This window comes from Actinoplanes sp. 13, from assembly GCF_056134165.1.
Genome location: NZ_JBVYOQ010000028.1, coordinates 18,958 through 42,042 on the forward strand (window position 1 = coordinate 18,958; position 23,085 = coordinate 42,042).

21 protein-coding genes and 1 tRNA gene are annotated in these 23,085 nt (G+C 71.0%); 10 read left to right on the forward strand and 12 right to left on the reverse strand.

Going from position 1 to position 23,085, the window contains the following annotated elements; genetic code table 11:
- Positions 1–13: 13 nt before the first annotated feature.
- From AC0NH5_RS34840 to AC0NH5_RS34860, 5 genes are all read right to left on the reverse strand, one after another.
- Positions 14–1,579: a beta-N-acetylhexosaminidase gene (locus AC0NH5_RS34840; protein WP_474411326.1), complete on the reverse strand. Its 1,566-nt coding sequence runs from the start codon at positions 1,577–1,579 to the stop codon at positions 14–16.
- A 57-nt stretch (positions 1,580–1,636) separates the two neighbouring features.
- Positions 1,637–2,056 carry a hypothetical protein gene (locus AC0NH5_RS34845; RefSeq protein WP_474411398.1) on the reverse strand — a complete coding sequence of 140 codons (420 nt, stop codon included), beginning with the start codon at positions 2,054–2,056 and terminating at the stop codon, positions 1,637–1,639.
- Positions 1,951–2,592 (reverse strand): HNH endonuclease family protein, encoded by a 642-nt coding sequence (locus AC0NH5_RS34850; protein ID WP_474411327.1) that lies wholly within the window; start codon positions 2,590–2,592, stop codon positions 1,951–1,953. The genes AC0NH5_RS34845 and AC0NH5_RS34850 overlap by 106 nt, the downstream gene beginning before the upstream one ends.
- Before the next feature lie 61 nt (positions 2,593–2,653).
- Positions 2,654–4,393 (reverse strand): 2-isopropylmalate synthase, encoded by a 1,740-nt coding sequence (leuA, locus tag AC0NH5_RS34855; protein WP_474411328.1) that lies wholly within the window; start codon positions 4,391–4,393, stop codon positions 2,654–2,656.
- A gap of 181 nt (positions 4,394–4,574) precedes the next feature.
- Positions 4,575–5,378: a hypothetical protein gene (locus AC0NH5_RS34860; RefSeq protein WP_474411329.1), complete on the reverse strand. Its 804-nt coding sequence runs from the start codon at positions 5,376–5,378 to the stop codon at positions 4,575–4,577.
- A gap of 154 nt (positions 5,379–5,532) precedes the next feature.
- Between AC0NH5_RS34860 and AC0NH5_RS34865 the strand changes: the two genes are divergently transcribed.
- The 3 genes from AC0NH5_RS34865 (at position 5,533) to cutA (ending at position 8,610) form a co-directional block, all read left to right on the forward strand.
- Positions 5,533–6,798: an aspartate kinase gene (locus AC0NH5_RS34865; protein ID WP_474411330.1), complete on the forward strand. Its 1,266-nt coding sequence runs from the start codon at positions 5,533–5,535 to the stop codon at positions 6,796–6,798.
- Positions 6,799–6,806: 8 nt separating this feature from the next.
- Positions 6,807–7,859, forward strand: coding sequence for an aspartate-semialdehyde dehydrogenase (locus tag AC0NH5_RS34870; RefSeq protein ID WP_474411331.1), 1,053 nt, complete (start codon positions 6,807–6,809; stop codon positions 7,857–7,859).
- A gap of 424 nt (positions 7,860–8,283) precedes the next feature.
- Positions 8,284–8,610: a divalent-cation tolerance protein CutA gene (cutA, locus tag AC0NH5_RS34875; RefSeq protein WP_474411332.1), complete on the forward strand. Its 327-nt coding sequence runs from the start codon at positions 8,284–8,286 to the stop codon at positions 8,608–8,610.
- Between the two features lie 250 nt (positions 8,611–8,860).
- Here cutA and pyrE read toward each other — a convergent pair whose 3' ends face one another.
- Complete coding sequence (gene pyrE / locus AC0NH5_RS34880; protein ID WP_474411333.1) at positions 8,861–9,385, reverse strand: orotate phosphoribosyltransferase; 525 nt, start codon at positions 9,383–9,385, stop codon at positions 8,861–8,863.
- A 193-nt stretch (positions 9,386–9,578) separates the two neighbouring features.
- Here pyrE and AC0NH5_RS34885 point away from each other — a divergent pair, with 193 nt between their 5' ends.
- A complete protein-coding gene (locus AC0NH5_RS34885) occupies positions 9,579–9,881 on the forward strand; it encodes a hypothetical protein (protein WP_474411334.1) in 303 nt (100 codons plus the stop codon).
- Positions 9,882–10,153: 272 nt separating this feature from the next.
- Here AC0NH5_RS34885 and AC0NH5_RS34890 read toward each other — a convergent pair.
- Positions 10,154–10,230 (reverse strand) — tRNA-Pro (locus AC0NH5_RS34890).
- A 74-nt stretch (positions 10,231–10,304) separates the two neighbouring features.
- Entirely contained in the window at positions 10,305–11,201 is an 897-nt protein-coding gene (locus tag AC0NH5_RS34895) for a metallophosphoesterase (protein ID WP_474411335.1), read from the reverse strand.
- Between the two features lie 25 nt (positions 11,202–11,226).
- Here AC0NH5_RS34895 and AC0NH5_RS34900 point away from each other — a divergent pair, with 25 nt between their 5' ends.
- Positions 11,227–11,679, forward strand: a complete 453-nt coding sequence (locus AC0NH5_RS34900; RefSeq protein WP_474411336.1) for a GatB/YqeY domain-containing protein — start codon at positions 11,227–11,229, stop codon at positions 11,677–11,679.
- Positions 11,680–11,740: 61 nt separating this feature from the next.
- On the opposite strand, the gene AC0NH5_RS34905 is transcribed toward AC0NH5_RS34900, so the two are convergent.
- Entirely contained in the window at positions 11,741–14,164 is a 2,424-nt protein-coding gene (locus AC0NH5_RS34905) for a transglycosylase domain-containing protein (protein ID WP_474411337.1), read from the reverse strand.
- A 309-nt stretch (positions 14,165–14,473) separates the two neighbouring features.
- On the opposite strand from AC0NH5_RS34905, the gene AC0NH5_RS34910 reads away from it, so the two are divergent.
- Complete coding sequence (locus tag AC0NH5_RS34910; protein ID WP_041832981.1) at positions 14,474–14,776, forward strand: WhiB family transcriptional regulator; 303 nt, start codon at positions 14,474–14,476, stop codon at positions 14,774–14,776.
- 10 nt (positions 14,777–14,786) lie between these two features.
- Here AC0NH5_RS34910 and bagB read toward each other — a convergent pair whose 3' ends face one another.
- Genes bagB through AC0NH5_RS34925 form a run of 3 tightly spaced genes read right to left on the reverse strand, consistent with a single transcriptional unit; the run spans position 14,787 to position 17,774 of the window.
- Positions 14,787–15,917: an ATPase BagB gene (gene bagB, locus AC0NH5_RS34915; protein ID WP_474411399.1), complete on the reverse strand. Its 1,131-nt coding sequence runs from the start codon at positions 15,915–15,917 to the stop codon at positions 14,787–14,789.
- A gap of 48 nt (positions 15,918–15,965) precedes the next feature.
- On the reverse strand, positions 15,966–16,919 hold the full coding sequence (bagA, locus tag AC0NH5_RS34920; protein ID WP_474411338.1) for an ATPase BagA: 954 nt from the start codon (positions 16,917–16,919) through the stop codon (positions 15,966–15,968).
- Between the two features lie 24 nt (positions 16,920–16,943).
- Positions 16,944–17,774: an Rv0361 family membrane protein gene (locus tag AC0NH5_RS34925; protein ID WP_474411339.1), complete on the reverse strand. Its 831-nt coding sequence runs from the start codon at positions 17,772–17,774 to the stop codon at positions 16,944–16,946.
- A 146-nt stretch (positions 17,775–17,920) separates the two neighbouring features.
- On the opposite strand from AC0NH5_RS34925, the gene AC0NH5_RS34930 reads away from it, so the two are divergent.
- The 4 genes from AC0NH5_RS34930 to AC0NH5_RS34945 all read left to right on the forward strand — a co-directional run bounded on the left by AC0NH5_RS34930 (position 17,921) and on the right by AC0NH5_RS34945 (position 23,081).
- A complete protein-coding gene (locus AC0NH5_RS34930; protein WP_093619400.1) occupies positions 17,921–18,076 on the forward strand; it encodes a DUF4177 domain-containing protein in 156 nt (51 codons plus the stop codon).
- On the forward strand, positions 18,073–18,564 hold the full coding sequence (locus AC0NH5_RS34935) for a RidA family protein (RefSeq protein ID WP_474411340.1): 492 nt from the start codon (positions 18,073–18,075) through the stop codon (positions 18,562–18,564). The genes AC0NH5_RS34930 and AC0NH5_RS34935 overlap by 4 nt, the downstream gene beginning before the upstream one ends.
- 72 nt (positions 18,565–18,636) lie before the next feature.
- Positions 18,637–19,455, forward strand: a complete 819-nt coding sequence (locus AC0NH5_RS34940; RefSeq protein ID WP_474411341.1) for an MBL fold metallo-hydrolase — start codon at positions 18,637–18,639, stop codon at positions 19,453–19,455.
- The gene (locus AC0NH5_RS34945; protein ID WP_474411342.1) at positions 19,452–23,081 is read left to right on the forward strand and encodes an adenylate/guanylate cyclase domain-containing protein; all 3,630 of its coding nucleotides are present in this window, start codon (positions 19,452–19,454) and stop codon (positions 23,079–23,081) included. Before AC0NH5_RS34940 ends, AC0NH5_RS34945 begins: the two co-directional genes overlap by 4 nt.
- Positions 23,082–23,085: the final 4 nt, after the last annotated feature.

Below are 23,085 nucleotides of genomic sequence, written 5' to 3' on the forward strand. Positions count from 1 at the left end.
ATCATCATAAGGGTCAGGGTCGAGCCCAGCGGACCTGCGGCGATCGATAGAAACGAACACCCTGCCGGGTCCAGCTTGGACCGTAAGCGCCGAGCCTGGCGCGGAACGACGGCCAGTCGTGGGTCGCCCGCGGCGACCAGCCGAGCTCGGCGAGCGCCACGAGGCGCGGAAAAGCCAGGAACTCGATGTCGGCGAGATCGCGCAGCGTCTCCGACCACAACGGCGCCTCGACCCCCAGAACCACTTCTTCGGGTACGCCCGACAGCAGCCGGCCGGGGTCCCAGTCATAGGCGGCTCGCACCTCGATGGTGCCCGCCCAGTGCAGGCCGCCCGGAGTCAGCAGGTCGTACTGCATGTCCAGGTACGCCTTGTTGGCCGGTGACATCAGCACCTTCGCCCCGGCCGCGGCCGCCGCTTCGACGGGGCCCGTCGCGCCCTCGTGGTTCCAGTACTGCACGACCGCGGTCCGGGCGGCCGGTGTCGCGGCGATCTCCTGCCAGCCGATCGGGATCTTGCCGTGTTTCGCCACCAGCGGCAGCACCCGCTGTTGGAAGGCGAGGTAGTCGGCGTGCGGCGTGGAGTGCGCCTCGTCCCCGCCGATGTGCAGGTAACGGCCGGGCGTCATCGCCGCCAGCTCGCGGATCACGTCCTCGGCGAACCGGTAGGTGATCTCCTTGCCGGCGCACAGCGAGCTGTACCCGACGCGGATGTCGATCCGCGGCCGGGGCGCCACCCCGGCGCAGGTCAGTTCGGGGTACGCCACCTGGGCCGCGTTCACGTGACCGGGCATGTCGATCTCGGGAACGATCGTGACGAACCGGTCGGCGGCGTACCGGACCAGGTCGCGGTAGTCGTCCTTGGTGAGGTACCCACCGCCGATACCGCGGACCCCGGTGCCCGTCGCGCCGCCCACTGTGGTCAGTCGCGGCCAGCTGTCGATCTGGATCCGCCACCCCTGGTCGTCGGAGAGGTGCAGGTGCAGGTGATTGATCTTGAAGCGGCTGATCTGGTCGATGTAGCGGCGCACCTCGGCCGGCTCGTGGAAGTGACGGGCCAGGTCGAGCATCGCGCCCCGGTACGCGTACCGCGGCCGGTCCTGGATCCGCCCACCCGGGATGACCCAGTCCCGGTGCTGCGCCGTCGCGGACTCGATCTCCGGCGGCAGGAGCTGGCGCAGCGTCTGCACGCCCAGGAACAGCCCCACCGGCCGGGACGCCCGCACCTCGACGCCGTCGGCGCGCACGTCCAGCCGATACTCCTCGGCGGGTCCGGCGCCGGAGAGGACCAGCGTGATCGCGTCGCCGGTGGCAGCCGGGACGATCCGCAGCGGGAAGCCGGTCGCCGGCCGGAACGCCTCGGCGAGTCGCTCGGCCACCGGTTCGGCTGCACCGGACGCGGCGATGACCGTGTCCCGGGTCAACGCGAACGCCGCCCGCGGATCAGGCGCCGCCTCGGCCGGGGCGGGCAGGACCCCGGTCAGCGAGGGCGGCACAGGTCCGGTCCCCGGGCCCGCGGACGCGGCCGTCACGGCCAGTGTGAGGGCCAGCACGGCGGAGACGGCCAGGTGGGTGAGACGCACCCGCGCGACCGTACCCACGTGGATCAATGCGGCGGCTCAGGAGCCGGTCGGCCGCCGTCAGCCTTCCGGACGGTTCAGCAGAGCGACGGCGATCGCGTGCACTGCCTCCAAGCCGGACGAATCGGCGAGCGGCGCCTTGCCGCCGGTCACCGCGTACCACTCCTCGGCGTCCTTGTACTGTACGGTCAGCACCACCTGGCCGTCGGTGATCTCGCTGCGCAGCGTCAGATCTCCGGTCACGACGCCGACCTCGTCGGTCATCACACCGCCCGGCCCGGCGGTGATGTCGGTGGTCCGGCCCTGCGCCGCCCCGGCCGGTTGGGCCGGTTGGGCCGGTTCGGCCGCTGCGGCCGGCTCGGTCGCTTCGGTCATCAGCAGGTCTCCAGCATGTCGGTGAGCGCGTTCTTCTCCGCGGTGGTCACCGTCAGCTTCCAGTGGCTCTTCACGGCGATCCAGTCCCCGGCGTACGTGCACCAGTGTTCCCGCACCGGCGGTTTCCATGTCGACGGATCCTGATCGCCCTTCGACCGGTTCGACGTGGCCGAGACGGCGACCAGCTGCGGGCGTTCCAGGTCGTTCGCGAAGTCGCCGCGCTCGTCCTCGGTCCACTTCCCGGCGCCGGACCGCCAGGCGTTGGCCAGCGGCACCATGTGGTCGATGTCGACCTTCGTCGGCGAGTTGAGGACCTGGTCGTCGTAGACGCTGTGCCAGGTGCCGGCGACCACGTTGCAGCCGGAGAACTTGACCTTCTCACCGTCCCGCTTGAGCACCGTGTCCCGGACGTCGCAGTTGTCGCCGGTGTCGCGCCAGTGCGGGAACTTCTCCCGGCTGTAACCGCGCATCGAGGCGGCCTTGGCGACGGTCAGGCTGTCGAGCTGGGCGGTGGCGTTGCCCGCGGAGGTGGGGCCGGAATCCGGGTTCTCGTCGGCGGCGACCACCCCGCAGCCGGTGAGCAGCAGCGCGGTGCAGGAGGCGGCGGTGAACAGGAGCGATCGAACACGGTGAGGGGGCACGTACCTCAGCGTAGGTGGGACCCCCGCGTGCCGCCGATCATGGCACGCGGGGGAGTGACACTCAGCTCGCGCGGTTGACCGCGCTGGTCACCGCTTTGATGGACGCGCTCACGATGTTGGCGTCGATGCCGACACCCCAGACCGTGACGTCGCCCACCTCAACCTCGACGTACGCCGCGGCCTGCGCGTCGCCACCGGAGGTCAGCGCGTGCTCGTTGTAGTCCAGCACCCGGGCCTTGATCCCCAGCGGTTCGACGGCCTGCACGAACGCGGCGATCGGGCCGTTGCCGACACCGACCAGCGGCCGGCGCACACCGCGGTGGAACACCTGGACGTCGATCTCGACCTTGCCGTCCACGGTGGCCGTGCTGTAGCTCTCCACAGTGAACGCGGACCGGGCCTGGTGCTCGACCAGGTACTCGCCGGCGAAGATGTCCCACATCTGCTGCGGGCCGACCTCGCCGCCCTCGACGTCGGTGTGGTGCTGCACCACGCCGGAGAACTCGATCTGCAGCCGCCGCGGCAGGTCGAGCTTGTGCTCCTCCTTCATGATGTACGCCACGCCGCCCTTGCCGGACTGCGAGTTGACCCGGATGACCGCCTCGTAGGTGCGGCCCACGTCCTTCGGGTCGATCGGCAGGTAGGGAACGCCCCAGCCGAAGTCGTCGATCGGCACACCGGCGGTGTCGGCGTCGGCCTGCAGCGCTGCCAGGCCCTTCTTGATCGCGTCCTGGTGCGAGCCGGAGAACGCGGTGTAGACCAGGTCGCCCGCGTACGGGTGGCGCTCGTGCACCGGCAGCTGGTTGCAATATTCGACGGTGCGCTTGATCTCGTCGATGTTGGCGAAGTCGATCTGCGGGTCGATGCCCTGCGAGAACAGGTTCAGACCCAGCGTGACCAGGTCCACGTTGCCGGTGCGCTCGCCGTTGCCGAACAGGCAGCCCTCGATGCGGTCGGCGCCGGCCAGCAGGCCCAGCTCGGCGGCGGCCACCGCGGTGCCCCGGTCGTTGTGCGGGTGCAGGCTCAGAATCACGCTGTCCCGCCGCGGCAGGTGGCGGTCCATCCACTCGATGGAGTCCGCGTACACGTTCGGCGTGGCCATCTCGACGGTGGCCGGCAGATTGATGATCAGCGGGCGGTCCGGCGTCGGGTCGATCACGTCGATGACCGCCGAGCAGACCTCCAGCGCGTAGTCCAGCTCGGTGCCGGTGTACGACTCGGGCGAGTACTCGTAGAAGATCTCGGTGTCCGGGGTGTGGATCTCCGCGTATTTCTGGCAGAGCCGCGCGCCGGTCGTCGCGATGTCGGTGATGCCGTCCCGGTCCAGGCCGAACACCACGCGCCGCTGCAGCGTCGAGGTCGAGTTGTAGAAGTGCACGATGGCGCGCTTGGCGCCCCGGATCGACTCGAAGGTCCGGTCGATCAGGTGCTCGCGGCACTGCACCAGCACCTGGATGGTGACGTCGTCCGGGATCAGGTCCTGCTCGATGAGCTGGCGTACGAAGTCGAAGTCGGTCTGGCTGGCGGCCGGGAAGCCGACCTCGATCTCCTTGTAGCCCATCTTCACCAGCAGCATGAACATCCGCCGCTTGCGCTCGGGGGACATCGGGTCGATCAGCGCCTGGTTGCCGTCCCGCAGGTCGACCGCGCACCAGCGCGGCGCGGTCTCGGTCACCTGGGACGGCCAGCGCCGGTCCGGCAGGGAGATCGGGAACTGCTTCTGGTACGGCTCGTAGCGCTCGAACGGCATCGAGCTGCGTTGCTGGGTACTGAACGGCCCAGCCTCAGGGTTGGTGGACATGTGACTGCTCCTGTCGAAATGAAGACGAGCAGGCGGCGTGCATCAACTCCGCGACGAGGTGCCGGCCTGGAATGGGGCCTCGTCGCGGCAGCGAAGGAGGAGAAACGCGTGCCACATGTCGCCACACACGTTACGTGATCCACATCCGGGTGGCGAACCGTTCGCCCGGATCGTGGGACCCTCAGGCGGACGGCGCGGGGCTGGGCGCTTCCACCGGCGGTGGGCTGTTCATCCCCATCGGCTCGCCGGCCACCTCCGGCCCGGGCAGCTGCACCGCCGGCGGCCCGGCGACCTGCTGGGCCAGCGTGAGCACGCCGAACCCGACCCGTGCCGCGGACAGCAGACCGTCCGGGGTGTAGCAGTAGATGCCGACGTCGACCGGCGCCTTGAGCGAGGCCGAGACCGAGTCGACCGCGTAACAGGTGCCCTGGGCGCCGGGCAGCGGCTGCGCCGCGGAGACGGCCAGCGCCGCGTCCCGGTCGGTGAAGACGTGCAGCCACTGCCGGAACAACCGCTGCACCCTCGGGTCGTACCTGCGGGGCACCTTCTCGCCCTGCTCCGCCACCCGGATGCAGGCGGCCGCGACCGGGTTGGCCGGCGTGGGCAGGGAGCACTGGTAGACGCCGTTGCCGTTGCGCACGATCGAGACGCCGGTGGTGCCGCCGAGCGCGCCGTTCGGGATGTCCACCCGCCAGCTCCCGTCGTTGGCGACGGTCGCCACCACACTGCGGGGCGCGCCGTCACCGACGTCCCAGGTGTAGAGCGCGGCGTACCGCCGGTCCAGGCCGAGGGCGGCCAGGGCGGCCAGGGTGTCCCGGGCGGTGCCGGCCAGCGGGTCCGGAGCCGGTTCTCCGGAGGTGCCCGAGGAGGGTGGGCTGGTCGGCGCCGCTTCCGGCTCGTCGCCGCCGCACCCGGCCAGGGCAGTGCCCAGCAGCGTGGCGGTCAGCGCGGACAGTACGCGCCGGGAACCGGAAGGAAGAAACACCGCGACATTCTCGCCCCATCCGGTGACACGCCGCTTCCGCGCGTTCGGCGTGTCGCGCCGGGGTGGCCGGAATCTGGGAACGCCTGTCGAGGGGCGGCGGCTGCGCGGCTAGGGTGGTGGCGATCGCTGGTGACGGAGAGGGAATGGTTTCGCCGTGGCTCTTGTGGTGCAGAAGTACGGTGGTTCGTCAGTAGCGAACGCCGAGCGCATCAAGCGCGTGGCGGAGCGCATCGTGGCCGCCCGCAAGGCCGGCGACGACGTCGTGGTCGTCGTCTCGGCGATGGGCGACACCACGGACGAGCTGCTCGACCTGGCCAACCAGGTCAGCCCGCTCCCGCCGGGCCGCGAGCTGGACATGCTCCTCACCGCCGGCGAGCGCATCTCGATGGCTCTGCTCGCCATGGCGATCCACAACCTGGGGTACGAAGCCCGGTCGTACACCGGCTCGCAGGCCGGCGTGCTCACCACCTCGGTGCACGGCAAGGCCCGGATCATCGACGTGACCCCCGGCCGGCTGCGGACCGCGCTCGACGAAGGCGCGATCGCCATCGTCGCCGGGTTCCAGGGCGTGTCGCAGGACACCAAGGACATCACCACCCTCGGCCGCGGCGGTTCGGACACCACCGCGGTCGCGCTCGCCGCGGCGCTGCACGCCGACGTCTGCGAGATCTACACCGACGTGGACGGCGTCTTCACCGCCGACCCCCGGATCGTCCCGGACGCCAAGCACATCAAGCAGATCACGTACGAGGAGATGCTGGAGCTGGCGGCCGGTGGTGCGAAGGTGCTGATGTTGCGATGCGTGGAGTACGCGCGCCGCTTCAAGGTGCCGATCCACGTACGCTCTTCGTACTCGCTCAAAGAAGGCACGCTCGTCACCGGATCGATGGAGGACCCTGACGTGGAGCAAGCACTGATCACCGGGGTCGCGCACGACCGCAGTGAAGCCAAGATCACGATCGTGGGGGTGCCGGACGAGCCCGGTTCCGCCGGCCGGATCTTCGAGACGGTCGCCCAGGCCGAGATCAACATCGACATGATCGTGCAGAACGTCTCCACCGAGGGCACCGGCCGCACCGACATCTCGTTCACGCTGCCCAAGGCCGACGGGCCGAGCGCGATGGCCGCCCTCGACAAGATCAAGGAGCAGATCAAGTTCAAGAGCCTGCTCTTCGACGACCACGTCGGCAAGGTCTCGCTGATCGGCGCGGGCATGCGCTCGCACCCGGGTGTCGCCGCGGCCTTCTTCGCCTGCATCGGCGCGGCCGGCGTCAACATCGAGATGATCTCCACCTCGGAGATCCGGGTCTCCGTCGTCTGCCGGGACACCGACCTCGACACCGCGGTCCGTGCCGTGCACGACCAGTTCGAGCTCGGCGGTAACGAAGAGGCAGTCGTCTACGCGGGTACCGGCCGGTAAGCCCGGCGATGGCGCCGACGCTCGCCGTCGTCGGAGCAACCGGCTCCGTCGGGACCGTGATGCTCGAGCTGCTCTCGTCCCGGCGCAACGTCTGGGGCGAGATCCGGCTGATCGCGACGGCACGCTCCGCCGGCAAGGTGCTGACCTGCCGCGGTGAGCAGCTGGTCGTCCGTGAGCTGACCGCCGAGGCCTTCAACGGCGTCGACGTGGCCATGTTCGACGTGCCCGACGACGTGGCCGTCCACTGGGCGCCGATCGCCGTCGCCCGCGGCGCCGTCGTGGTCGACAACTCCTCGGCGTTCCGCATGGAACCGGACGTCCCGCTGGTCGTGCCCGAGGTCAACCGAGAAGACCTGGCGTACCGTCCCCGCGGCATCGTCTCCAGCGCCAACTGCACCACCGCGACCATGATCATGGCGGTGGCACCGCTGCACCAGGAGTACGGGCTGCGCGAACTCGTCCTGGCCTCCTACCAGTCGGCCTCCGGCGCCGGCCAGTTCGGCGTCGACACCCTGCACGACCAGCTCAGCAAGGTGGCCGGCGACCGGCTCCTCGGTTCCCGCCCCGGCAACGTGCGGCAGGCCGTCGGCGACGACCTCGGCCCGTTCCCGGCACCCCTCGCGCTCAACGTGGTGCCCTGGTCCGGTGACCTGGCCCCGCTCGGCTGGTCCTCCGAGGAACTCAAGCTCCGCAACGAGACCCGCAAACTCCTCGCGATGCCCGCCCTCAAGGTCTCCGCGACCTGCGTGCGCGTGCCGGTGGTGACCGGTCACTCGATCGCTGTCCACGCCAACTTCGCCTCCGAGGTCACCGCGGACGGCGCCCGCCAGGTGCTCCGCAACGCCCCCGGCGTGATCCTGGTCGACGACCCTGAATCCGGCGAGTTCCCGATGCCGATCGACGCGGTCGGCACCGACCCGTCCTGGGTCGGCCGCATCCGCCGGGCGATGGACGACCCACGGGCGTTGTCCCTCTTCGTGACCGGCGACAACATGCGTAAGGGCGCCGCCCTGAACACCGTCCAGAACGCCGAGATCATCGCCGCCGAGTTCGGCAAGTAACGACCCGGGACCGGCCCGCTCCACGGCACTTCGCCCCCATCCGCCGCGCCGCGCCGCCACACCGCGCCCCGCGCCGCCACACCGCGCCCCGCGCCGCCACACCGCGCGCCGCACTGCCGCGCCGGCTGTCACCCGCACGCTGCCACGTTCCGCGCCGCGCTGCTACACCGTGCGCGGCCCTGACCTCGGCTGCCCGCGCCGTGCGCTGCCGTGTCGCCCCGGGCTTTCTCGGTTTCGTGTGCGGCCCGGATCGGTGTCGGCGTGGCCACCCACTTCAGCCCGGCGGCGCGCTGCGGCCTGGAGTTGCAGGTGATCGCGGGGTAGTCACGGGTGGAGTAGTTGCGTTTGTCCAGCCCATGGCGCGTACTAAAGCGGGTCGAAGCCTTAAGGAACGGCCCGGCGCCGTGGGGTTATCGTGGCGGCCATGAGCGACACCGGCATCTGCGAGGTCGTGATCACCGCAGCCGACGCGGACTGGCTGGCCCGATTCACCCGGCGGCTGGTGGAGGACCGGCTGGCCGCGTGTGGGCAGCAGGTCGCGGCGATCCGGTCGATCTACCGGTGGGACGGGGCGGTGCAGGACGAGCCCGAGGCGCGGGTCGCGCTGCACACCAGGCTGGAGCTCGTCGACCGGATCATCGAGCGGGCCGACGCCGAGCACCCCTATGACGTGCCGTGCGTGCTGGCGGTGCCGGTGGTGGCGGCCAACCCGGCGTACGTCGCGTGGGTGTTCCAGGAGACCAGCCCTTAGCGGTCGGGGCCGCCTCACAGCACTTACAGCCGGCTGCCCGGGTCCGGCTGGCGCTGGACGCTGCCCGAGGACCCTCAGCAGCACCGGGAACCCGTTGGGCGGGTGGCCGGCGTTGACGATCGGGCAGCGCTGGGGCCAGCTGGGCGGATGGCCGGCGTTGACGATCGGGCAGCGCTGGGGCCAGCTGGGTGGGCTGGCTCTCAGGGCTGTCTCGTATGGGGGAGGCGGCGCCGAGAGCCAGCCGCGAAGGTCAGGCTGCGGCGTCGAGGTCGGCGCGGGTCAGCAGGGCGCGCAGGGTGATGCCCTCGGCGGCCAGTGCCTGCGAGCCGCCCTCCTGCCGGTCGATGACGCAGACCGCGTGGTCCACGTGCGCGCCCAGCTTGCGCAGGTCGTTGGTGGAGAGCACCACCTGACCGCCGGAGGTGACGACGTCCTCGACCACGAGCACCCGGCGGCCGGCGACTTCGGCGCCTTCGGCGAGGCGGGCGGTGCCGTACTTCTTCGCCTGCTTGCGGACGAAGGCGGTGGGCAGCTTGGCGTGCCGGGCGAGGGCGGTGACCACCGCGATGCCGCCCATCTCCAGGCCGGCGAGGACCTCGGTGCCTTCCGGGATGAGCACGGCCAGCTGCTCGGCCAGCTGGTCGAGCAGGACCGGGTCGGCCTCGAACTGGTACTTGTCGAAATATTCGGTCGCGGTGCGCCCGGATCGCAGGGTGAATTCGCCGGTCAGCCGGCTCACGCTGCGGACCTGGCGGGCGAGGTCGGAGTCAGTCACAAGCATTGAGCTTGACAGGCCGGTTCGGGGCGTCGTGCGGCGCCCCTGGCCGTCGGGTCGCGTCGGTGACGGCGAGACGCGGATCAGACTCGCGGTCACCCGTTGGCGTACTTGATCTCTCCAATACCGCATCCTATGTCTGTTTGGGGTAGTTTTCGCCTAATTAGTGGCTTGCGCCCGGAAGGATAGTTCTGTGACACCCTTCGCGATGCTCTTCCTGCTCGCCCTCGCCGGCTCCTCATGTTTCGCGCTCGGCCGCGCCCTGGGTCGTGGTGAACGCTACGAGCGGGGGTACCGGGAGGGCTTCCGTGACGGTGAGACCGGGTCACTGGCCCGCGCCACCCGGCTCATGCAGCTCGGTGGCGACCGGCCGTCCTCCATCGCCCCCGTGGTCGAGACCATGCTGGGGCCGTACTGCGTGCCACAGCAGATGGCGCCCCGCGTGGCCGGCCCGGTGGCGCCCGGGATGGCAGGCCGGGCGCAGCTGGCCATCTGAGGCGGCTAGGCGGCTGAGGCGGCGCTGACCGCCGCGGCCGCTGACGGCCGAGATGGAGCCGGCCGGCCGGCGTGGAACCTGCGGCGCACCGCCCGGACGGGGGTGCGCCGGACGCGGTTCGGGGGACCGACCCGAATCAAGATCATGGCGCCGCTGTGACGCGCGCCTTGGCGACCGGACTCCCGGACGCATTCACACCCGATGAAAAGGCCGAAGATATGCGGGAGGCCCGGCCTGCCTGAGCGGCAGACCGGGCCTCACCTGCAACCACGTGGTCGGGGTGGCGGGATTTGAACCCACGGCCTCTTCGTCCCGAACGAAGCGCGCTACCAAGCTGCGCCACACCCCGAGCTGCGAGAGAAATACTAGCTCACGCCCCCAGCCTGCCGGAAACGGGTATCCCTCAACAGCTAAAACCCCAGGTCAGCGCGGTGTAAGCGTGAGCAGGGAGGCTTCCGGCCGGCACGCGAAGCGGATCGGTGCGGTCGGGTGGGTGCCGAGGCCGGCCGAGACGTGCAGCCAGGATTCCGAGCCGGGCCAGCGGTGCAGGCCCTTGGCCATGCTGAGCGGCAGGTCGCAGTTGGTGGTGAGGGCGCCGTAGAACGGGACGCAGACCTGCCCGCCGTGGGTGTGGCCGGCGAGCAGCAGGGCGAAGCCGTCGGCCGCCATCGCGTCCAGGACCCGTGTGGCGGGCGTGTGGGTCACCCCGAGGTGCAGGTCGGCGCCGGGGCTGATCGGGCCGGCCACGGAGGCGTAGTCGTCCTGCTGGATGTGCGGGTCGTCGACGCCGACCAGCTCGATCGAGCGGCCGCCGGCCTTGAGGACGGTGCGGGCGTTGTTCAGGTCCGCCCATCCGGCGCTCACCAGGGCGTCCCGCAGGTCTTCGGTGGGCAGGTCGTTGCCCTGCACGTACTCCCGCTCGCCGGGCAGCACGTATTTCAGCGGGTTCTTGAAGACCGGGCCGCGGTAGTCGTTGGAGCCGAAGACGAACGCGCCGGGCAGGTCGAGGAAGGGTTCCAGGGCGCGCAGGACGCCGGGCACGGCGAACGCCGAGGACAGGTTGTCGCCGGTGACCACGACGAGGTCGGGGTCGGTCCCGCCGAGCGCCGCCACCCACTCCTGCTTGCGCCGCTGGTCCGGCATCATGTGCAGGTCCGACAGGTGCAGGATGCGCAGCGGTTCCGCGTCCGGTTCGAGCACCGGGACGTCGAAGCGCCGGAGCGTGAACATGTTCCGCTCGATCAGCGAGGCATAGGCGAACGTCGCACCGCCGACAGCGGTCAGGGCGGCGGCGGCCGAGATAAAGGAGCGCTTACGCATGACGGCAAGGGTAGTTTCTCCGTCCATGGGAACGTTGAAAGACCGCCTGAACGATGACCTGCACACCGCCATGAAGGCCCGGGACGAGTTGACCACGTCGACGCTGCGGATGGCGCTGTCCGCGGTGCGGACCGCCGAGGTCGCCGGCGACGAGGCCCGGGATCTCACCGACGACGAGGTGCTGGCGGTGCTGACCAAGGAGGCGAAGAAGCGCCGTGAGGCGGCGACCGCCTTCTCCGGCGCCGGGCGCGACGACCAGGCGGCCAAGGAGACGGCCGAGGGCGAGGTGCTGGACCGTTACCTGCCGAAGCAGCTCACCGACGCGGAGATCGCCGAGCTGGTCGGGCAGGCACTGGCCGCGGGCGGGTTCAGCAGCAAGGCCCAGATGGGCCCGGCGATGAAGGCGGCTCAGGCAGCGGTGGCGGGGCGCGCGGAGGGCGGCCGGGTGGCGGCCGAGGTGCGGCGCCGGCTGAGCTGAGGTTCGAGTACGCGAAACGGGGCGGGAGATCGACTCTCCCGCCCCGTTCCGTGTCGCCTGGCTAGTCCCGGTCACCACCCGGGCCCGGCGGCGCGCTGCCGCCCGGGCCGGGAGTCTCCGGCTTGTCCTGCTTGCCGTTGCTGACCTCGATGATCACGGCGCCGTTCTTGATGGTCCTGCCGGAGGGGTTGGTGCCCGCCGCGGTGCCCTTGGGACACTTCGAGTCGATCTCGCCGCCGATGGACACCTCGAAGCCGGCGCCCTCGAGCCGCGACCGCGCCGAGCCGAGCGAGTCGCACTCCACGTCGGGGATGGACCGCTGGTCGCCGTACGCGATCTTGCTGCTGCCCGGCTTCTTGAACTGCTCCTTCGGCTTACCCTTCATGAATTCCTTGAGGGTGTGCTGAACGGCCGGGTTGATGATGTCGTGGCTCATCCGGTCGCGGTGCTCGGGCCAGTCCGGGTTGGCCATGTAACCGGCGACGACGAGCGACGTGGTGCCCGCGATCAGCGAGGCGGTCTTGTCGTTGTCGGTGGTGCCGGACTTGCCGAAGACCGGGTGGCCGACGATGCCCTTGGTGGGGCCGGCCGTCGAGCCGTTGCAGGCGCCCAGCTGGGCCGAGTCGCCGACCGGGCAGCGGGCCGCGTCCAGCGCCGCCCGCGCCACGTCCTTGGTGGTGGCCCGGATGCAGTGCGGCTTGCCGATCTCGAGCTTCTCGCCGTCCTTGGTGGTGATGTTTTCCACCGGCGTGGGCTGGCAGTACATGCCGTCACCGGCGAGCGTCGCGTATGCGTTCGCCATCTCCAGCGGGGTGGACTGCGACACGCCGAGGGTGAACGTGCCCCAGCCGCGGGCCTGCTCCGGGTCGTCGGCCATCTGCCGGTCCAGGCCGGCCCGGAACTGGACGCCGAAGCGCTTGGCCACGGCCACCACCTTGTCGGCGCCGGCCCGCTCCTCCAGCGGCACGAAATACGTGTTGATCGACTTGGCGAACGCGCTCCACATGGTGAACACGCCGACGCCCTTGCCGGAGTTCTTCGGGCACCACTGGTTGGTGCCCGGACACGCCGAGCGGTCGCTGGGACTGGTCTTGTACTTCGACCGGTACTGAGCGTCCGTCTTGATCGTGTAGCCGAGCGGATAGCCGGCTTCCAGCCCGGCGATGATCGTGAAGATCTTGAACACCGACCCGGCCTGGTAACCGTTGATGTCACCGCCACCGCTCAGCAGCGGGTTCGTGGTGTTCGGGTGGGTGCCGCGGATGTTCTTCCTGGCCTTCTTCGGGTCCGAGGAGATCTTGTTGGTCGGGTTGTCCGCGTCGTCGAGCTTGTACTTCCGGTTCGCGGCGAGCAGCCGTACCTTGCCGGTGCTGGGCTCGATGCCGGCCAGCAGCACGGCGTTCTGGCTGCTGTCGGACTGCCGCTTGGTGATCTCCTTACGGGCGGCCGCCTGGCCCTTGAGGTCGATCGTGGTGACCACTCGGTACCCGCCGCTCTTCAGGCGACGCTCCCGGTCGTACTCCGTCGCGCCGAACGCGGGCTGCTGCATCCACCAGCGGTAGAAGTAGTCGCAGAAGAAGCCCCAGTAGTTCTTGGAGACCCAGGCGCAGCCGTTGCCGACCGGCTTGACCTTGGTGGGAACCTTCTGCTTCTTCGCCTCGTCGGCCTGCTGCTGGGTGATCGCCCCCAGGGTGACCATGCCCGGGATGATGTAGTTGTCGCGCCGCGCGGTGATCTGCTCGTGGCCGGAGGGCGTCGTCGGGTTGAAGCTCGACGGTGCCTTGACCATGCCGGCCAGCATCGCGGCCTCGGCGACGGTCAGGTCCTTCGGCCGCTTGTTGAAGTAGACCTGGCTGGCGGCGAACACCCCGTACGCCTGGTTGCCGAAGGGCGCGACGTTCAGGTAGCGCTCGAGGATCTGCTCCTTGGTGAGCTGCTTCTCCACCTGCAGCGCGTACTTCATCTCGGTGATCTTGCGCTTCGCGCTGTCCTCGGTGGCGTCGACCACCTCCTGCGGGTTGGTGGCCGAGTAGGCCAGCGACATCCGCACGTACTGCATGGTGAGCGTGGAGGCGCCCTGCTGCGTCCCGCCCTGGCTGTTGCCCACGAACGCGCGGGCGACACCCTTGAGGTCGACGCCGTTGTGGTCGAAGAACTTCCGGTCCTCGGCCGCCAGGATCGCGTTCTGCATGTTCTTCGAGATGTCCTTCAGCGGAACGTCGCTGCGGAACTCGTCGTAGAACAGCGAGAGCTGGGTGCGCCCGTCGGACGCGTAGATCCGGCTGATCTGCGGGGAGCTGAAGTCCTTGAGCTCACCCGGCAGATTGGCGAACGTCTGGCCGCCGGCTTTGGCGGCCAGACCGGTCATCGCGGCGGCCGGGAATGCGGCAGCGGCGACGACCACGCCGGCCAGCAGGCCGCACACCAGAAGCGAGGTCGCGTTGGTGAAGATGTTGTGATCGCGTCGGCGAAACCAGGAGGTCACCCGAGCAGGGTACGCGAACGGCGCACGCGACTGCTCGTCGAGAAGGTTCGCCTTGACCGTATCGAGTGTGGGCTGTCACCCGCCATGGCGCGGCGATTTCCCACATATGCACCAAAGAAACCCCCGATCCGCTACAAGTTCCTGGCCGCTATGCCCGGAACTACCGGGCTATACGTATTTGAGGGACAACGTTGCGTAATCACCCAACTACGGAGCATGATGGTCCGGCGAGACATCGCACGGCGTCTGCGCGGCGAGGGGGACATAGCCGCGGCGCCCGGGGGTGAAAGCAAGGGGGGACGTTTACCGATGGGGATGATCAGCGACTGGCCCAGCATGGCGGCGTGTCAGAGTGGCGACCCTGACGCGTTGTTCGTGCAGGGCGCCGAGCAGAACGTGGCGAAGAGGATCTGCCGCAGCTGCCCGGTTCGCTACGAATGCCTCGCCGACGCCCTGGACAACCGCATCGAGTTCGGCGTCTGGGGAGGCATGACAGAACGGGAACGGCGGGCACTTCTCCGCCGGCACCCGCACGTGGCGAGCTGGCGGAAGATGTTCGAGGCCGCGCTGCGGGAGAAGGGCGCCGACAAGGTGCTCGTCTCCACCCGCTGATTAGCAGCACCTAAGCAAGCAGCGTTCCGATCGTCCGCAGCCCGTCGACGTCGTGCACGTCGGCGGGCTGTGCGGCGACCGCGGTGGTCGGCACCGAGGGGAAAGCCTCGGTGAACTTGGCGGCCACCCGTACCTCCCGCTCGGTCTGCCGCAGCAGCGTCGCGTGGATGCGCAGCACGTCAGCGGTGGACTGGGCCTCGCCGTCGGCTTCCAGCCGTTCGGCCGCAGCCTCACTCTCGTCGGCCGTCAGGCCGGCCGGCTCGGTCTGATGCATCCGGTTCAGCACCAGGCCGCCCAGCGGCATCCGCTCGGCCACCAGCCGCTCGGCGAAGTACGCCGCCTCCCGGATCGCATCCCGTTCCGGCGCGGCGACCAGCAGAAATGCTGTCTGCGGGTCCTGCAGGATCCGGTACGTCTGGTCGGCGCGCTGCCGGAACCCGCCGAACATCGAGTCCAGCGCGGCGACGAAGCCGGACAGGTCGGTGAGCAACTGGGCGCCGAGGATCTTCTGCACGGCCCGCGAGAACAGCCCGAACGACGCGGTCACCAGGCTGAACATGCTCCGTCCGCCGGTCCGTGCCGGAGCCAGCAGCATGCGCAGCATCCGGCCGTCGAGAAACCGGGAGAGACGCGCCGGGGCGTCCAGGAAGTCGAGCGCGGACCGTGACGGCGGGGTGTCGACCACGATCAGGTCCCACTCGTCGCCGGCTCGCAGCTGGCCCAGCTTCTCCATCGCCATGTACTCCTGAGTCCCGGAGAACGTGGAGCTCATGGCCTGATAGAACGGATTCGCGAAGATCTCGGCCGCGCGCTTCGGGGTGGTGTGCTGCTCCACCACCTCGTCGAAGGTGCGCTTCATGTCGAGCATCATCGCGTGCAGCTCGCCGCCGCTCTCCGTGACGTCGATGCCCTTGACCTGCCGGGGTGTGTTGTCCAGCTCGGTCAGGCCCATCGACTGCGCGAGCCGGCGGGCCGGGTCGATGGTGAGCACGACCGTCCGGCGGCCGTGCACCTCCGCGGCGCGCAGCCCGAGCGCCGCGGCCGTTGTGGTCTTGCCCACCCCACCGGCCCCGCAGCACACCACGATGCGGATGGCCGGGTCGGCGAGCAGGCCATCGACGTCCAGTCGTGGAGCGGTCACATCAGCCACCGTTCCAGCGTAGTGCGTCTTGATCGGGCATCCCGGCGATCAAGCCTTCAGGAGACGTGCGGCGAACTGCTCCAGGCCGGCCCGGTCGACGCCGTCCGGCAGCAACGGCAGCTCGATCATCGGGCGTCCCAGCTCGGCCAACTCCATCCGCAGCGACTCCTCCAGCTCGCGCCGGGTCAGGTGGGCCTGCCCCTCGGCTGCGAGTTGGCTCACCGTCGCCGGCGCACTGGTCACCCCGGCCGCGGCCAGGCCACGCTTGATCTCCGCCTTGGTGATCCGGCCGGCGGCGAGCAGAGGTGGCCGGGCGCCGTTCACGATGATCCGGCCGATCGGGATCTTCAGCGCGCTGAGTTCGGTGATCGCGTCCAAGCTCTCCTGGACCGGCATCTCCTCCAGCAGGGTGACCACGTGCACCGCCGTCATCGGCGAGCGCAGCAGGGACGCCACACCCTCGCTCTGCGTCTTGATCGGGCCGACCTTGACCAGCCGGGCGGTCTCGTCGGTGACGTTCAGGAAGCGGCCGACCCGGCCGGTGGGCGGGGCGTCGAGCACCACCGCGTCGTACACCCGGCGGCCGTCGTGCGACCGGGTGGTCGCCTCCTTGACCTTGCCGGTGAGCAGCACGTCGCGCAGGCCCGGTGCGATGGTCGTGGCGAAGTCGATAGCGCCGACCTTGCGCAGGGCCCGGCCCGCGGCGCCGAGCTTGTAGAACATGTCGAGATATTCGAGGAGGGCCTCCTCGGGATCCACGGCCAGCGCGCGGACCTCGCCGCCGCCGGTCGTGGTGGCGATCCGCCGCTCCGCGTACGGCAGCGGGTCGAGACCGAACAGCTGCGCGATGCCTTGCCGGCCCTCCACCTCGACGAGCAGCGTGCGCCGTCCGCCGGCGGCCAGCCCGAGGGCCAGCGCGGCGGCGACGCTGGTCTTGCCGGTGCCGCCCTTGCCGGTGACCACGTGCAGTCGCTGCGGCCAGTTGCGGTGTTCGTCGCCCATACCTTCAAAGGTACGGCCGCGGCGTCAGCCGGACACGTCGCAGACCAGCCAGCCGGTCTTCCGGATGACCGTGAACCGCAGATCCTGGGCGGCCGACTTCTCGTCCTCCGTCGACAGGACCACGCGTACGCCCACCGTGGCCTCGTCGTCCTCGCGCTCGCCCACGGTCGGATCGTCCCAGCGGAACACCGCGCCCTGATAGCCGTTCGCGTACGCGCTGATCTGCTCCACCCGGTCGGCGAGCTTCTTGGCGTCCCGGGACTTGCGGCACACCAGGTTCCCGGCGGCGCCGGCGTCCTGCTGGGTGTAGACCGCGGTCAGGAAGCGGTTGACCGCGGTCGCCGGGTCCGGCGAGCCGGGGTTGTCGGCGTCCCGGAACAGGAAGTACGCAGAGACCGCGCCGCCGCCGCAGAGCACCAGGGTGGCGGCGAAGGCCAGCGAGAGGAACACCGTCGAGCGCCGGCGCGGGTCGCCGTGCATCCCCGGGCCGGATCCGGGCGGCGGGCTCACCCAGATCGGCTCCTGCGGTCCGGTCTCGGCCGGCGGGGAGTGCTGGAAGGCCAGATGCTCGGGCGGCGGGTACTGCCATTCGCCGGGTTTCTCGTGCCGGGCGTGCCAGGGGCCGGAGGGCTCCGGCTGGTGCCATCCCGGGGCCGGCGGAACCGGGGAGAGCACCTGGCCGGGATCGGGTGGGCCGTGGACCGGTGGCTGCTCGGCGGTGTCCGTGAACAGGATCGGGTGCTCCGCGGTCGCGTCGAGTTGTGGTCCGGGCGCCCCCGCGGCGCCCGGCTCCGGCTCGGGCGACGGCGGTGGCGCCGGGTGCCCGGACCACTCTGGCCCTGGTTGATGTGTCATGTCACCTCCGCTGGTCGCGCTCAGTCTTATTGCACTGGGTGACGGCGTGTGCGCATTCAGTGAATCTTCGGCTCAGCCTAATCAACCGCCCCGAGCGCCGGGCCCTAAGCTGTGCCGGTAACCGACCTAGAGGGAGAAGTCCAGCCATGCAGAAGTGGGAGTACGTGACCGTGCCCCTGCTGGTCCACGCGACCAAGCAGATCCTCGACAACTGGGGCGAGGACGGCTGGGAGCTCGTCCAGGTCGTGCCCGGCCCGAACCCGGAGCAGCTGGTGGCCTACCTGAAGCGGCCCAAATCGTGACCGGGCCGGCGCCGATCGCGGGTGAGGGCGGCGTGGACGCGTACGCCAAGCTCGCCGAACTGGGCCTGACCCTGCCCAAGGTGGTCCCGCCGCTGGCCGCCTACGTCCCGGCCGTGCAGACCGGCAACTACGTCTACGTCTCCGGTCAGCTGCCGCTGGTCGACGGCAAGCTGCCGAAGGCCGGCCGGGTCGGCGACGAGGTGACCCAGGACGAGGCTGCCGCGCTGGCCCGGATCTGCGGGCTGAACGCCCTGGCCGCGATCGAGTCGCTGGTCGGCCTGGGCCGGCTCGTGAAAATCGTCAAGGTCACCGGGTTCGTGGCGTCCGCGCCGGGCTTCACCGGCCAGCCACTCGTCGTCAACGGTGCCTCCAACCTGTTCGGCGAGGTCTTCGGTGAGCAGGGCCGGCACGCGCGCAGCGCGGTCGGGGTGAGCGAGCTGCCGCTGGGCGCGCCGGTCGAGGTCGAGGTCATCGCCGAAGTGGCGTGATCGGCCGAAGGTTTCGCCGGGATCGGACATCGTGTCTCGGCCCCGCTCGGCGAGCGACGTACGATTCGGGGCATGGGGGGTGCTGATCCCGAGTCGACGGAAGTCGACCGGTTACCGGGTTGGGTCACGCTGTTGCGGGCGCCCAACCCGGGCCCGATGACGCTGGACGGCACCAACACGTGGATCCTGCGGGCCCCCGGCGCGGAGTTCGCCACGGTGATCGATCCCGGTCCGCTGGACGAGGGGCACCTGCGCCGGATCGCTCAGCACGGCCCGTTCCAGTTCATCCTGATCACGCACGGGCACCACGACCACGTCGAGGGCGCCGAGCGGCTCTCCGAGCTGCTCGGCGGCACCGCGGTGCTGGCCGCGGACCCGGCGCACTGCCGGCACGGTGACACTCTCGACCCGAACGAGCATCTCGGCGGGAACGGTCTGGAAATACAGGTGCTGGACACTCCGGGGCACACGCAGGATTCGGTGTGCTTTCTCGTCGAGTGTGGGAACGACAGCGCGATGTTCACCGGTGACACGATCCTCGGGCGCGGCACCACTGTGGTGGCCCGGCCCGACGGCGACCTGGGCGCCTATCTGAACAGCCTGGACGTGCTCAGCGCGTACCCCGGGACGGTGATGCTGCCCGGCCACGGCCCGGCGCGGGCCGACACGGCCGAGCGGGCCGGTTTCTATCGGGATCACCGCCGGGAGCGGCTCGACCAGGTCCGATCCGCGATGGCCGCCGGGGCCCGGACCCCGGAGGAAGTGGTCGAGCTGGTCTACCCCGACATCGACCCGGCCGTGCGGTTCGCCGCCGCATGGTCCGCGGCCGCGCAGATCGATTACCTGATACGGGAATCCGGGACCGGTCCCCGACGGTTGGATCGGCCGTGACCTGCCCCGTGTGCGGGACCGTCGCTGTGCCCGGCGCCCGCTTCTGCCACCACTGTGGCGCGGCGCTGCCCGCGGCGGCCTCGCTGCCCGCCGCCGAGCGACGGATCGTGACCGTGCTCTTCGGCGACCTCTCCGACTTCACCTCCTGGTCGGAGGACCTCGACCCGGAGCGGGTCGGCGCGGTGACCGACCGGGTGCTGGCCGCGCTGGCCGGCGCGGTGAAGACGTTCGGCGGGCACGTGGACAAGCTGACCGGTGACGGCATCATGGCGGTCTTCGGCGCACCGGTGGCGCACGAGGACGACGCCGAACGCGCGGTCCGGGCGGCCCTGAGCATGCAGCGCGCGGTCCGCCGGGTGCTCGACGACGAGCGCGGCGGCGGCGCCCCGCTGGGTCTGCGGGTCGGGCTGAACACCGGCGAGGTGGTCGCCGGCATGCAGGCCGGCATCGAATACACGGTCATCGGCGACACGGTGAACACCGCCGCGCGACTGGCCGACGCCTCCGCGGTCGGCGCGGTCTACGCCGGCGAGCGGACCAGCGCCGGCACCCGGCACGTCGCCTCCTGGCGGCAGCTGCGCCCGTTGCGGCTCAAGGGCAAGCGCGAGCCGGTCCCGACGTACGAGCTGCTCGGCCTGCACGACGCCCCGGGCACCCGGTCCGGCCTGGGTGACGAGGCGCCGTTCGTGGGCCGGGAGACCGAGCTGGGCCGGGTCTCCGGCCGGCTCGCCGAGGCGATCGACTCCGGCACCCCGCGGATCATGGTGATGACCGCCGAGGCCGGCATCGGCAAGTCCCGGTTCGCCGGCGAGGTGAAGCGGCTCGCCGCCGGGTACGACGCCGGCTCCGGGGCCTATGCGGGGCACGGCGCCCGGGTGCTGCGGGTGCGGTGCCGTGCCTTCGGTGAGCGCCGCCGGTACGCGCCCCTCGCCGACCTGGTGCGCAAGGCCGCCGGCCTGCCCAAGGACATGAACGCCACGATCGGCCGCTCGGTGGTGGAGGAGCGGCTGCGCAAGCTGGCCGGCCGTCTCGGCACCCAGTTCGACACCGACCGGCTGCTGGTGCTGCTCGGCTACGGCGAGGCGCCCGGCAACTCGGTGGGCCCGGCCGCGCCCGCGGACTGGCCGCCCAGCGCCAAGCGGATCGACGCCGAGGCCATCTCGATCGCGGTCGCCGGCGTGCTCACCGCGCTGGCCACCGAGGCGCCGCTGACGGTGATCGTGGACGACCTGCACGATGCCACCGCCACCACCGTCGAGACGCTCGGCAACACGCTGTCCCAGCTGGACGGCCCGGTCGTGGTGCTGCTGCTCGGGCGGCCGGAGCTGGTGCGGACCGCCGGGGTGATGACCCGGCTGGCCGACGCCGAGGTGCACACCCTGCCGCCGTTGCGCGGCGCTGACGCGTCGCGGCTGCTCACGTCGTACCTCAACGGCGGCAAGTTGCCCCCGGCCGACAGTGACCGGCTGCTCGCCACCGCGCAGGGCAACCCGTACTACCTGGCCGAGATGGTCACGCTGCTGATGGAGCGCGGCGCGCTCACCCCCGCGGTCGGCGCCAACGCGGCCGGCCGGTGGAAGCTCGCCGCCGGGTCGCTCGGCAGCCAGCTGCTCTCCCGGGACCTGGCCGCCGTGCTCGCCGCCCGGATCGACGCGTTGCCCACCGAGCCGCGTTCGGTGCTGCGGGACGCGTCGGTGGCCGGGACGACGGTGCCCAGCGGGGTGCTGGAGGCGCTGCAGGAGCGGCGGGCCGGCACCGACATGCTCCCGGGCGCGGTGGCCTCGGTCGAGTTGGAGCGCGCCGTCGACGAGCTGCTGCAGCGCCGCATGCTGCACCGGTCGCGCGGCGGCTACGCGTTCACCACCCCGCTGATGCGGGAGGCGGCGTACGCGAACATCGGTAAGGCGGACCTCGCCGAGCGGCACGCGTACCTGGCGTCGTGGGCGGCGCCGGAGCGGGTGCGCGACGGCCACGACGGCGCCGCCCGGCTCAACCTGAGCGAGAACGAGCGGGACGCCTTCATCGCCACCCACGTCGAGGCGGCCGTCGAGCTGGCCGACGCGGTCCGGCTGCGCCCCGACGCCACCGCCCGGGACGTGGCGCCGCTGGGGGTGGCCGCGCTAGGCCGGATGGCCCGGCGTGCCCTGGCCAACATCGAGCCGGCTGCGGCCATCGAGTACGCGGAGCGCGCCACCACGCTCACCAAGGACGGCCTGCCCCTGCCCGACCAGCTCGTCTATGCCCGCGCGCTGCTGCGCCTGGGCCGGGCCGAGGAGGCGCTGGCGCACGGCCAGAAGATCGTCAAAGCCGCCGCGGACGAACCGGTGTGCCGGGCCGAGGGCGCCATCCTGGTCGGCCGGGCGTACGAGGCTCTCGGCGACACCGGCAACGCGGTCTCCTCCTGGCAGGAGGCCCTGGAGGTGGCGACCGAGGCGCAGCTGCTGCCGGAGCGGGCGAACGCGATGCGCCGGCTCGGCATGGCCGACTTCCTGACCGGCCGGCTCAGCCAGGCGAGCAGCCGGTTCGCCGCGGCCTATCAGGTCACGCTCGCTGCCGGGGACCGGCACGGGCAGGCCTGGGCACTGCAGAACCTGGCCTGGGTGACCACCACCCGGGGCGACTTCGCCGGCACCGACGCGGTGCTCGGCCGGGCCGCGCGGCTCTTCGCCGAGCTCGGCGACCCGGTCGGCCGGTCCTGGCTGCGCGGCACCACGGCTTTCGCCCGGCTGCTCGCCGGCCGGCTCCAGGAGGCCCGCCGGCTGGCCCGGATCTTCCTGCCCTTCGGCGACCGGGTCGGCGAGGGCTGGGCGGTCGGCACCCTGCGGGTCGTCGAGGCGTACGCCGCCACCGAGCTGGGCGACCTGGGCGCCGCCGACAGCCAGGCCCGCCGGGCGTTCCGCGAGTTCAACGAGCTCAACGACGACTGGGGCCGTGGCCTCGCGATGGTCGTCCGGGGCGCCATCGCCCGCAGCCTGAACGAGCTGGACCACGCCGCCGACCTGCTGACCGACGCGCTGGTCTATGCCGACCGCACCGGGCACCCGCTGCTGATCGGGATGGCCGGCACGCTGCACGGCTTCGTCGCGCTGCAACGCGGCGACCTGGTCACCGCCGAGGCCGACGCGCGCCGGGTGATGACCGCGGTCGAGCCGCACAACCCGCTGGCGCCGGCTCAGGTCGGGCCCCGGGTGCTGCTCGCCGAGGCGCGGAACCGGGCCGGTGACGCGGCCACCGCGGTCGGGCTGCTCGCGCCGATCGCCAGTGACACGTCCACGCCGTCGCTGCTCTTCTCGCGTCGGCACGCGCTGGCGGCGTACGCGTCGGCTCTGCTCGCCGACGGCCGGGTCGAATCCGCGCTGACGTGGATCGAGCGGGCCCACGAGCTGCCGGCCGAGGACGTCCGCAGCGGTGTGATCACCGCCATGGTCCGCGCCCGGGTCCTGGCGGCCTCGGACCGGTGCGACGAAGCCCGCGCGGCCGCGGACGAAGCCGTGCGGCTGGCGTACGCGACCGAGCAGGCCAGTGAGCGGATAGCGGCGGAGGAGCTGCGCGACACGCTCGCCGTGACGGGTGTCGAAACGGTCGCGGCCGAAACTGTCGCCTACGCGTCTGACGTGCCCGGATGATCTC

Bases quoted from the DNA above. Each gene is read 5' to 3' on its own strand.
- AC0NH5_RS34910 (WP_041832981.1), top strand. From the start codon at position 14,474: ATGGGGATGATCAGCGACTGGCCCAGCATGGCGGCGTGTCAGAGTGGC.
- AC0NH5_RS34895 (WP_474411335.1), bottom strand. From the start codon at position 11,201: ATGCGTAAGCGCTCCTTTATCTCGGCCGCCGCCGCCCTGACCGCTGTC.
- cutA (WP_474411332.1), top strand. From the start codon at position 8,284: ATGAGCGACACCGGCATCTGCGAGGTCGTGATCACCGCAGCCGACGCG.
- AC0NH5_RS34940 (WP_474411341.1), top strand. From the start codon at position 18,637: ATGGGGGGTGCTGATCCCGAGTCGACGGAAGTCGACCGGTTACCGGGT.
- AC0NH5_RS34900 (WP_474411336.1), top strand. From the start codon at position 11,227: ATGGGAACGTTGAAAGACCGCCTGAACGATGACCTGCACACCGCCATG.
- AC0NH5_RS34870 (WP_474411331.1), top strand. From the start codon at position 6,807: ATGGCGCCGACGCTCGCCGTCGTCGGAGCAACCGGCTCCGTCGGGACC.
- AC0NH5_RS34930 (WP_093619400.1), top strand. From the start codon at position 17,921: ATGCAGAAGTGGGAGTACGTGACCGTGCCCCTGCTGGTCCACGCGACC.
- bagA (WP_474411338.1), bottom strand. From the start codon at position 16,919: ATGGGCGACGAACACCGCAACTGGCCGCAGCGACTGCACGTGGTCACC.
- leuA (WP_474411328.1), bottom strand. From the start codon at position 4,393: ATGTCCACCAACCCTGAGGCTGGGCCGTTCAGTACCCAGCAACGCAGC.
- AC0NH5_RS34925 (WP_474411339.1), bottom strand. From the start codon at position 17,774: ATGACACATCAACCAGGGCCAGAGTGGTCCGGGCACCCGGCGCCACCG.